7 protein-coding genes are annotated in these 9,580 nt (G+C 72.8%); 5 read left to right on the top strand and 2 right to left on the bottom strand.

All coding sequences use genetic code 11. The features are described 5' to 3' along the window. Positions 1 to 100: 100 nt before the first annotated feature. Entirely contained in the window at positions 101 to 994 is an 894-nt protein-coding gene (gene panB, locus AC4IJH_RS42475; RefSeq protein WP_490857400.1) for a 3-methyl-2-oxobutanoate hydroxymethyltransferase, read from the bottom strand. Positions 995 to 1,151: 157 nt separating this feature from the next. Here panB and AC4IJH_RS42480 point away from each other — a divergent pair, with 157 nt between their 5' ends. From AC4IJH_RS42480 to AC4IJH_RS42500, 5 genes are all read left to right on the top strand, one after another. After that, a complete protein-coding gene (locus tag AC4IJH_RS42480) occupies positions 1,152 to 2,774 on the top strand; it encodes an MFS transporter (protein ID WP_490857401.1) in 1,623 nt (540 codons plus the stop codon). After that, positions 2,771 to 3,412, top strand: a complete 642-nt coding sequence (locus tag AC4IJH_RS42485; RefSeq protein WP_490857402.1) for a TetR/AcrR family transcriptional regulator — start codon at positions 2,771 to 2,773, stop codon at positions 3,410 to 3,412. Before AC4IJH_RS42480 ends, AC4IJH_RS42485 begins: the two co-directional genes overlap by 4 nt. 321 nt (positions 3,413 to 3,733) lie before the next feature. After that, on the top strand, positions 3,734 to 4,654 hold the full coding sequence (locus AC4IJH_RS42490; RefSeq protein WP_490857406.1) for an endonuclease/exonuclease/phosphatase family protein: 921 nt from the start codon (positions 3,734 to 3,736) through the stop codon (positions 4,652 to 4,654). 181 nt (positions 4,655 to 4,835) lie between these two features. Then, positions 4,836 to 6,053 (top strand): MFS transporter, encoded by a 1,218-nt coding sequence (locus AC4IJH_RS42495; protein ID WP_490857403.1) that lies wholly within the window; start codon positions 4,836 to 4,838, stop codon positions 6,051 to 6,053. Positions 6,054 to 6,329: 276 nt separating this feature from the next. Beyond that, complete coding sequence (locus AC4IJH_RS42500) at positions 6,330 to 7,697, top strand: erythromycin esterase family protein (protein WP_490857404.1); 1,368 nt, start codon at positions 6,330 to 6,332, stop codon at positions 7,695 to 7,697. 34 nt (positions 7,698 to 7,731) lie between these two features. Here the strand turns inward: AC4IJH_RS42500 and AC4IJH_RS42505 are convergent, their stop codons facing one another. After that, positions 7,732 to 9,486 (bottom strand): NAD+ synthase, encoded by a 1,755-nt coding sequence (locus AC4IJH_RS42505; protein ID WP_490857405.1) that lies wholly within the window; start codon positions 9,484 to 9,486, stop codon positions 7,732 to 7,734. Positions 9,487 to 9,580: the final 94 nt, after the last annotated feature.

Here is a 9,580-nt window from a genome sequence, read left to right on the forward strand (position 1 = left end):
GCGGAGATCCTCCCGCCGCGACGGCGCGCCACCTCGCTCACGAGGCGGAGCCGGCGACGGCCGAAGCCGTCACACCGGCACGGCCCCGCCGGACACCGGCTCAGTGGAAGGTGTGGGCCTCCGCCGGGAAGGCCCCCGAGACCACCTCGTCCGCGAACGACTTCGCCGCGTCGCCCAGCGTCGCCCGAAGCTGGGCGTACTGCTTGACGAAGCGCGGCACCCGCCCCGCGTTCAGGCCCGCCATGTCGGTCCACACCAGGACCTGCGCGTCGCACTCCAGGCCCGCGCCGATGCCGACGGTGGGGATGTGCAGGATGCGGGTGACCTCGGCGGCCAGCTCGGCGGGTACGGCCTCCAGGACGACGGCGAAGGCGCCCGCGTCCTGGACCGCCTTGGCGTCGCGCAGCAGCTGCTGTGCGGCCTCCTCGCCGCGCCCCTGGACCGGGTAGCCGCCGTAGGCGTTGACGGACTGCGGGGTCAGCCCGATGTGCGCCATGACGGGGATGCCGGAGGAGACCAGCAGCTCGATCTGGTGGGCGGAGCGCTCGCCGCCCTCCAGCTTGATGGCGCCCACCCCGGCCTCCTTGACCAGCCGGGTGGCGTTGCGCAGCGCCTGGACGGCGCTCTCCTGGAAGGCGCCGAAGGGCAGGTCGGCGACGACCAGGGCGCGCTTGCTGCCGCGGACGACCGCGGCGGACAGGATGGCGATCTCGTCCATCGTGACGGGCACGGTGGACTCGTAGCCGAGGTGACAGTTGCCCATCGAGTCCCCGACCAGCAGGACGGGGATGCCGGCCTCGTCGAAGACGGAGGCGGTCATCGCGTCGTAGGCGGTGAGCATGGGCCACTTCTCGCCGCGCTCCTTGGCGCGGGCGATGTCGCGTACGGTGATCCGCCGCGAACTCGTGCCCCCGTACAGCGACTTGCTGCTGTCGGATGCGGGCGCGGGCGCGGCGGCGCCGGCCTGCTTCTGGGCAGGCGAAAGCTGCGTCATGGTGACGGCTCCTGTTCATCATCTCGAGGCGCCCTGACGGCGTCCCCGGACGTGCCGTCCATGCTGGCACGTCGTGCCACGGAAGGGAAAGGGCGGGCCGCCAGTACGTCATCGATACGGAACGGGCTCGTATCGGAATGGGCGTACGCTGGCCCGTATGGCAACCGCCTCCGCTCCGTCCGGCTCGGTGCCCGCCAAGCAGGTGCCCGGGCGCATCCACCGCAGGCGCTGGGCGATCCTGGCCGTTCTCATGCTCAGCCTGCTGATCGTGGTGCTGGACACCTCGATCCTCAACGTCGCGATGAAGACGATCGCGACGCCCGCGCCCGTCGGCCTGGGCGCGGGCCAGAGCCGGCTGGAATGGGCGATCAACGCCTACACCCTGGTCTTCGCGGGCCTGCTGTTCACCTCCGGCCTGCTCGGCGACCGGCTCGGCCGCAGGAAGGTGCTGCTGGCGGGTCTGGTCGTCTTCGGCGCCGGGTCCGTGCTCGCCGCCTTCTCCGCCTCCTCCGGCCAGCTCATCGCCTTCCGCGCCGTGATGGGCCTGGGCGGCGCGCTGGTGATGCCCGCCACCCTCGCCATCCTCATGAACGTCTTCGAGCGCGAGGAGCAGCCCAAGGCGATCGGCATCTGGGCGGGCGGGGTGGGCCTGGCCATCGCGATCGGCCCGATAGCCGGCGGCCTTTTGCTGGACCACTTCTGGTGGGGCTCGGTCTTCCTGGTCAACGTCCCCGTCGTGCTCATCGCCCTGGCCGCGATGGTGCTGCTGGTCCCCGACTCCAAGGACCCCGCCCCCGGGCGGCTGGACCCGGTGGGCGTACTGCTCTCGGTCACCGGCCTGGTCCTGCTGGTGTACGGGATCATCAAGGGCGGCCAGCTCGCCGACTTCACCGACCCGCAGGTGCTCGGCACGGTCCTCGGCGGCCTGCTGGTCCTGGTCGGCTTCGTGCTGTACGAGAAGCGCGCCGACCACCCCTCCATCGACATCGGCTACTTCCGCAGGCCCGCCTTCTCGGCCGCCGTCGCCGCCATCGCGCTGGTCTTCTTCGCCCTGATGGGCGTCACGTTCTTCATGGTCTTCTACCTCCAGAGCGTGCGCGGCTTCACGCCCCTGCAGGCCGGGCTGATGCTGCTGCCGCTGGCCGCCGCCCAGATGCTCTTCGCGCCGCGGGCCCGGCTCGTCGTCGAGCGCTTCGGCTCCCGCGTGGTGTGCACCGTCGGCATGCTGCTGGTCGCGCTCACCATGGCGGGGTTCGTCCTGCTGGACACCGCCACCCCGGTCTGGGTGCTGGAGCTGCTCTTCTTCGTCCAGGGCACCGGCATGGCCCACATCATGCCGCCGGTCACCGTCTCGATCATGCAGTCCCTGCCGCGGGAGAAGGCGGGCTCGGGCTCGGCGCTGAACAACACCTTCCGGCAGGTCGGCGGCACCCTCGGCGTCGCCGTACTGGGCTCGGTGCTGTCCACCACCTACCGCAACGGCATCCAGGGCCACCTCGACGCGCTGCCCGCCGCCGTACCGGAGTCCGTACGCCACGCGGCCGGCGAGTCCATCGAGGCGACCCTGGGCCTGGCCGGACGCCTCGGCACGGCCGGCACCTCCCTGACCGAGGCCGCCGATGCCGCCTTCCTGCACGCCATGCACATCACCGCGCTCGGCTCCGCCGCCGTCGCCGTGATCGGCGCCGTAGTGGTCGCGGCCTTCCTGCCGGGCAAGATGGGCAGCGCCCCGCGCGGCGCGGGGCACACGGCGGCACGGAAGGCGGGAGTACGGCGATGAACCGGGCGGCGGGAGACGGCAGGGGCCTTGCTGCGCCCGGTACGGCAGGCCCCGGCGAGCGCCGGGGCCGCCCGCGCAGCGCCGCCGCCGACACCGCGATCATCGAGGCGGTGCTGCGCATGCTGGAGGACGGCGCCTCCGTGGACGCCCTGTCCATGGAGCGCATCGCCCGGGAGGCGGGCGTGGGCAAGGCCACCGTCTACCGCCGCTGGCCCGGCAAGAGCGAGCTGATGCTGGACGTGATGCGCTCGCTGGACGAGGAACACCCGCCGCTGGCCGGGACATCGGTGCGCGAGGACCTGGTGGTGATCCTGGAGTTCCTGCGCAGGCGCGGCCTGGCCAAGCGCAACTCCGCGCTGCTGCGCACCGTCGTCGCCCACATCAAGGCGCACCCGGCGCTGTGGCAGCAGTACCACGACACGGTCGTCCGGGTCCGCCGCGAGGCGCTGCTGGCCGTGCTGCGGCGCGGCACCGACGGCGGCGAGATCCGGGCCGGCCTGGACGTCGACCTGCTGGCGGACCTCTTCGTGGGGCCGATGCTCTCGCGCGCGATGTTCCACGAGTGGAAGGAACTGCCCGAGGGACTCGCCGAGGACATCGTCGACGCGGTCCTGGAAGGCGTACGCCCGCGCCGCTGAGCGCGGTCGCGGGTGTCCTGCGCCGGGCCCCGGTCTGACCTGCCCATGACGGGACTGTGCTCGTTCTGTCACAGCGGCTCCCGCCGCCCCCGAAGGAGGAACCCCGACCCGTCGGCGGGCCGTCCTCATTTCTAAGAAGGCAGATTACGGACCATCGCCTAGGGTCAGGGCCACAGGCGGGCGGACGTACGGCGCGGCGAGCAGGGCAGTGAGGGCAGCTACATGGCGCAGGCATACATGACGGAGGCCGAGCAGGGGCAGGGCCCCGGCCGGAGCGGCTCCCGGGCCGGGCGTCTGCTGCGCTGGTGGCGCCCGCAGGGGATGTGGCGGCGCGGCATCTTCCTGGCGGTGCTCGCCGTGGTGCTCGGCCTGGTCATGGTGCTGCACTCCGACATCCCCAACTCCGTCGGCAACCTGGGCTCGCTGCTGGAGACGTTCCTGCCCTGGCTGGGCCTGGGCGTCCCGCTGCTGCTCGTGGCGGCCGTGCTGCGCCGCTCGGCCACCGCCTTGATCGCGCTGCTGCTGCCGGCCGTGGTGTGGGTCAACCTCTTCGGCGGGCTGATCACCGACAAGTCCGGTACGGGCGGCAACCTCAAGGTCGTCACGCACAACGTCAACGCCGAGAACCCGGACCCGACCGGCACCGCCAAGAGCATCGAGGCCTCCGGCGCCGACGTGGTGGCCCTGGAGGAGCTGACCGCGGCCGCGCTGCCCTCCTACAAGCAGGCGCTGGAGAAGAGCTACCCCTACCGCTCGGTGCTGGGCACGGTCGGGCTGTGGAGCAAGTACCCGCTCAGCGACGCCCGCCCGGTCGACATCAAGATGGGCTGGACGCGGGCGCTGCGCGCCACCGTCGCCGGGCCGAACGGCATCCCCGTCGCGGTCTACGTCGCCCACCTTCCCTCCGTACGCGTCAAGCTGGACGCGGGCTTCACCGCCAACCAGCGCGACAACAGCGCCGACGCGCTGGGCGAGGCGATCGTCGCCGACCCGATCAAGAAGGTCATCCTGCTCGGCGATCTCAACGGCACGATGAACGACCGGTCGCTGGCCCCGGTCACCGCCCAGATGCGCTCCGCCCAGGGCGCGGCGGGCGACGGCTTCGGCTTCACCTGGCCCGCGAGCTTCCCGATGGCGCGGATCGACCAGATCATGGTCAAGGGCATCGACCCGGTCTCGGCCTGGACCCTGCCCAAGACGGGCAGCGACCACCTTCCGATTGCCGCCACGGTAAAGATCTGACCTGGGGCGACGGTCGCCGGGCCGCATTCCGCGGGCCCGGCGGCCCGCACGCGTGACGTCCCGTTCGCGCGACGGATTACACGACGGAATACGCCGCCTGAGAGACTTTGTTCCGACCAAGAACTTACGGAACATCCTGCCGGCGCGCCCCCCCGCGCGCTTCGTCCCCGAAAGGTCTCTCATGCCCTTGGCTCTGCTCGCGCTCGCGATCTCGGCCTTCGGTATCGGCACCACCGAGTTCGTGATGATGGGCCTGCTGCCCAACGTCGCGGGCGATCTGGGCACCTCGGTGCCCACCGCCGGCTACCTCGTCTCCGCCTACGCGCTCGGCGTCGTCATCGGCGCCCCGCTGCTGACCGCCCTGGGCTCCCGCGTCCCGCGCAAGCGGATGCTGGTGGCCCTGATGGCCGTCTTCACCCTCGGCAACCTCGCCTCCGCCCTGGCCACCGACTTCGGTCTGCTGGTCGCCGGGCGGCTGCTGGCCGGTCTTCCGCACGGCGCCTTCTTCGGCGTCGGCGCCGTGGTGGCCGCCAAGCTGGCCAAGGAGGGCCGCCAGGCGCGCGCCGTGGCGACGATGTTCCTCGGCCTGACGGTCGCCAACATCGTCGGCGTACCCGTGGGCACCTGGCTCGGCCAGCAGCTCGGCTGGCGCGCCACCTTCCTGGTCGTCACCGCGATCGGGCTGGTCGCGATGGCCTCGCTGGCCCGGCTGATTCCGCCGCTGCCCGCCGAGGAGCCGGCCGGACTGGGCCGCGAGCTGCGCGCGCTGGGCGACAGCCAGGTGCTGCTCGGCCTGCTCACCACCGTCTTCGGCTTCGCCGGCGTCTTCGCCGTCTACAGCTACCTCGCCTCGATGATGACCGAGGTCACCGGCTTCGCGGAGTCCTCCGTACCCCTCGTGCTGGCCCTCTTCGGCATCGGCATGACCCTGGGCGCACTGGCCGCCGGGCCGCTGACCGACCGGGCGCTGCGCCCCACGCTGTACGGGTCCATGGCGGCGCTCGCCGCCACCCTGGTCGCCTTCCACTTCACCGCCCAGTCCACGTGGGCGGCCCTGGTCACCGTCGTCGTCCTGGGCGCCGTCGGCTTCATGACCACCACCCCGCTGCAGATGCTGGTCATGAACAAGGCCCAGCACGCGCCCACGCTGGCCGCCGCCTCCAACCAGTCCGCCTTCAACCTCGCCAACGCCGGCGGCGCCTGGGTGGGCGGCCTCGCGCTGGCCGCGGGCTGGGGCTGGACCTCACCGACCCTGGTCGGCGCCGTACTGGCGGCCGTCGGCCTGGCCCTGGCCCTCACCGCGGGGCTGCTGGACCGCTCCGCCCCCGAGCCCTCCCAGATCGTCGCCCGCAGCGAGGAGGCGGCCCCGGCGGCCGAGGTCCCGGACCGCATCGGCTGACCGCCCCCGGCCGCCCGTCGCCGCCTGCCCGTCGCCGACCGCCCGGCGGCCCAGCCCGGTCCGCCCGCGGAAAACCCGGTGCGGCCGGTGATCGCGATTGCTACGGTCCGTGCCATGAGTTCCTGTACGGGCCAGACCTGGTTCCTCAAGCCCCGCCGCGCCCTGACGCGGCGAGGCTGATACCGGCTTTTCGACAGCTCCGCCGCACCACGGCCCTGGCCGGTGCGGTACCAAGTGCTGCCCGGCTCCGACGACTTCTCCTGCGGAGCACCTCTCATGAACGACGCTCACCACCACCCCGTGAACGACCTTCGCGACCTTCTCCCGTCGGCCGAGCCGGACCAGCGGGCCGCGCCGGCCGAGCTGACCGACTGGGTCACCCGCAACGCCCACCGGCTGGCCACCCTCGACCCCGAGGCGCCGCTGGACGACCTGGAACCGCTGCGCGCCATCGTGGGCGGCGCCCGCGTGGTCGCCCTCGGTGAAAACTCCCACCAGATCCGCGAGTTCGGGCTGCTGCGCGACCGCATCCTGCGCTTCCTGGTCCAGGAGCTGGGCTTCACCGCCTACGCCATGGAGTACGGAGCCGCCGAGGGCCGCGCCGTCGACGCCTGGCTCCAGGGCGGGCCCGGCGACATCGACGACCTGCTGGCGCCACGGGAGGACGCCTCGACGGGCCTGGGCATGCCGGCCGAGGTCCGGGACACCCTGCGCCGGCTGCGGCGGCACAACGCCACCGCCGAGCACCCCGTCACCTTCCTCGGCTGCGACATCCCCCGGGCCGGGGGCTCGCTCGCGCCCGTACTGGAGCCGGTCGCCGACTACCTGGCCACCGTGGACCCCGGAGCGCTGCGCTTCCTGCACACCGCACTGGAGGTCTCCGGGCCGATCTCGGGCGCCACGGTCATGGTGCCGGCCTTCGCCCGGCTCGACCTGGACCCGGCGCTGCAGGACCGGCTCACCACCGCGCTGGCCCGGCTGCTGGGCCGCTTCACGGTCCTGCGCGAGGTCTACACCGAGCGCGGCGGCCGCACGGCGTACGAGACGGCGCTCTCGGACGTACGGGCGGCGGTGGCCACCGACCACGCGCAGCGCGCCATGGCCGAGGCGCTCGCGGGCACGCCCGACATCGCGGGCTTCGCCACCCGCGAGCGCTATCTCGCCGATACGCTGCTGGACTTCCTGGAGCGGTCCGGGCCCGGCACCCGCGCCGTGCTCGTCGGGCACAACGCGCACATCCAGCGCGCCGCCAACCGGGACGACGGGCCGCTGGCGGCGACCACCATGGGCAATCTCCTCGCCCGGGCGCTCGGCGCCGACTACGCCGCCGTCGCGCTGACCGGCAACGGCGGCGAGACGGTGGAGAACGTGCCCGACCGGGACCACCCGGCCGGGATGCGCTGGGGCCGGGCCGCCACGCCCGAGGCCGCGCCGGACAGCGTCGAGGCGCTGTTCGCGGGCGTACCGCAGGCACCGTCCCTGATCGCCACCCGCGCGCTGCGCGAGCACGCGCGCCGCCACGGTCTGCCCGGCCCGGCCCGCACCCGGCTGGACACCGCCTTCATCGAGGTCCCGGCGCTGGAGGCGTTCGACGCGATCGTCAGCGTCCCGCGCACCACCCTCAGCGCCGACCTCACCGGCTAGGGATCGGCGGGCGCCCCGCTTCAGGGGCGCCCGGCTACGCCGTCTCCCGCCAGCGGTTGGTGATCGGCAGCCGCCGGTCCTTGCCGAAGCCCTTGGCGGAGATCTTGGTGCCCGGGGGGTACTGGCGGCGCTTGTACTCGGCGGTGTCCACCAGGCGCAGCACGCGTACCACCAGGTCCTCGTCGAAGCCCTGCGCGACGATCTCTGCGCGCCCCCGGTCCCGGTCCACGTACAGCTCCAGGATCCGGTCCAGTACGGCGTAGTCGGGCAGCGAGTCGGTGTCCACCTGCCCCGGGCGCAACTCGGCGCTCGGGGGTTTGGTGAGGGAGTTCTCCGGGATGGGCGGCAGTTCGCCGCGGTCGGCGGCGGCCTGGTTGCGCCAGCGGGCGAGCCGGAAGATGTCGGTCTTGTAGACGTCCTTGACGGGGCCGTACGCGCCGACGGAGTCGCCGTACAGCGTCGAATAGCCGCACGCGAGCTCGGACTTGTTGCCCGGGGCCAGCACGATGTGCCCCTCCTGGTTGGAGATCGCCATCAGCGTCGTGCCGCGCAGCCGCGACTGGAGGTTCTCCTCGGCGAGCCCCGTCAGCTCCAGCGCTCCCATGTACGCGTCGAACATCGGGCCGATGGGCACCGTACGGAAGTTCAGGCCGGTGCGCCGGGCCAGTTCGGCGGCGTCGGACAGGGAGTGGTCGGAGGAGTAGCGCGAGGGCATGGCCACCGCGTGGACGTTGGCGGCGCCCAGCGCGTCGCAGGCGATGGCGGCGACGAGGGCGGAGTCGATGCCGCCGGAGAGCCCGAGCACCACACTGGCGAAGCCGTTCTTGGCGGCGTACGCCCGCAGGCCCACCACCAGCGCCGTATAGATCTCCTCCAGGTCCTCCATCCGGCCGGCCTGCCCGCCAGGCTCCCGCGGCTCGTAGGCGGGCAGCGGCTCCGGCGTCAGGACGACATGCTCGATGCGCAGGCCGTCGTCCACCACACCGGAGGGCGGCTCGGGCGCGGCGGCGGGCAGTTCGAGGTCGAGCAGCACACAGCACTCGGCGAACTGCGGTGCGCGCGCGAGGACTTCACCGTCCTTGCCGACCACGATCGAGTCGCCGTCGAAGACCAGCTCGTCCTGTCCGCCGGTCATCGCGAGATAGGCCGTGGTGCAGCCCGCCTCCTGTGCGCGCTTGCGGACCAGTTCCAGGCGGGTGTCGTCCTTGTCGCGCTCGTACGGCGAGGCGTTGACCGAGAGCAGCAGCCCGGCCCCGGCCGCGCGGGCGGCGGGCACCCGGCCGCCGTCCTGCCACAGGTCCTCGCAGATGGCGAGCGCGACATCGACGCCGTGGACGCGCACGACGGGCAGCGTCTGACCGGGGACGAAGTAGCGGAACTCGTCGAAGACACCGTAGTTGGGCAGGTGGTGCTTGGCGTAGGTGAGCGCGACCTCGCCGCCGTACAGCACCGCGGCGGCGTTCTGCGGGGACCCGGCGGGCCTGCCGAAGCGCGGCTCGTCCTTCTCGCACCGGTCCAAGTACCCGACGACCACCGGGAGTTGGCCGAAGCCCTGCTCGGCCAGCCGGGACGCCAGCGACCGCAGCGCGGCCCGGCTCGCCTCGACGAAGGACGACCGCAGCGCGAGATCCTCGACGGGATAGCCGGTCAGCGCCATTTCGGGGAACGCGACCAGGTGCGCGCCCCGCTCGGCGGCGTGCCGGGTCCAGCGCACGACCGCGTCGGCGTTAGCGCCGATATCGCCGACGCAGGAATCGATCTGGTTGAGGGCGATGCGAAGTTGGGGCACGCCGCCCAGTGTAATCGTCCATCTGACGTTATGCCGGTCGGGCGGGTTGTGGCGCGCTGGGGAGGCGGGCCCCGCACCCGCGCGGTGCGGGGCC

The sequence above is a fragment of the Streptomyces sp. UF-297 genome (assembly GCF_058245575.1).

Excerpts from the sequence above, each read along its gene's own strand:
- panB (WP_490857400.1), bottom strand. The coding sequence starts at position 994 with ATGACGCAGCTTTCGCCTGCCCAGAAGCAGGCCGGCGCCGCCGCGCCC.
- AC4IJH_RS42480 (WP_490857401.1), top strand. The coding sequence starts at position 1,152 with ATGGCAACCGCCTCCGCTCCGTCCGGCTCGGTGCCCGCCAAGCAGGTG.
- AC4IJH_RS42485 (WP_490857402.1), top strand. The coding sequence starts at position 2,771 with ATGAACCGGGCGGCGGGAGACGGCAGGGGCCTTGCTGCGCCCGGTACG.
- AC4IJH_RS42490 (WP_490857406.1), top strand. The coding sequence starts at position 3,734 with ATGTGGCGGCGCGGCATCTTCCTGGCGGTGCTCGCCGTGGTGCTCGGC.
- AC4IJH_RS42495 (WP_490857403.1), top strand. The coding sequence starts at position 4,836 with ATGCCCTTGGCTCTGCTCGCGCTCGCGATCTCGGCCTTCGGTATCGGC.
- AC4IJH_RS42500 (WP_490857404.1), top strand. The coding sequence starts at position 6,330 with ATGAACGACGCTCACCACCACCCCGTGAACGACCTTCGCGACCTTCTC.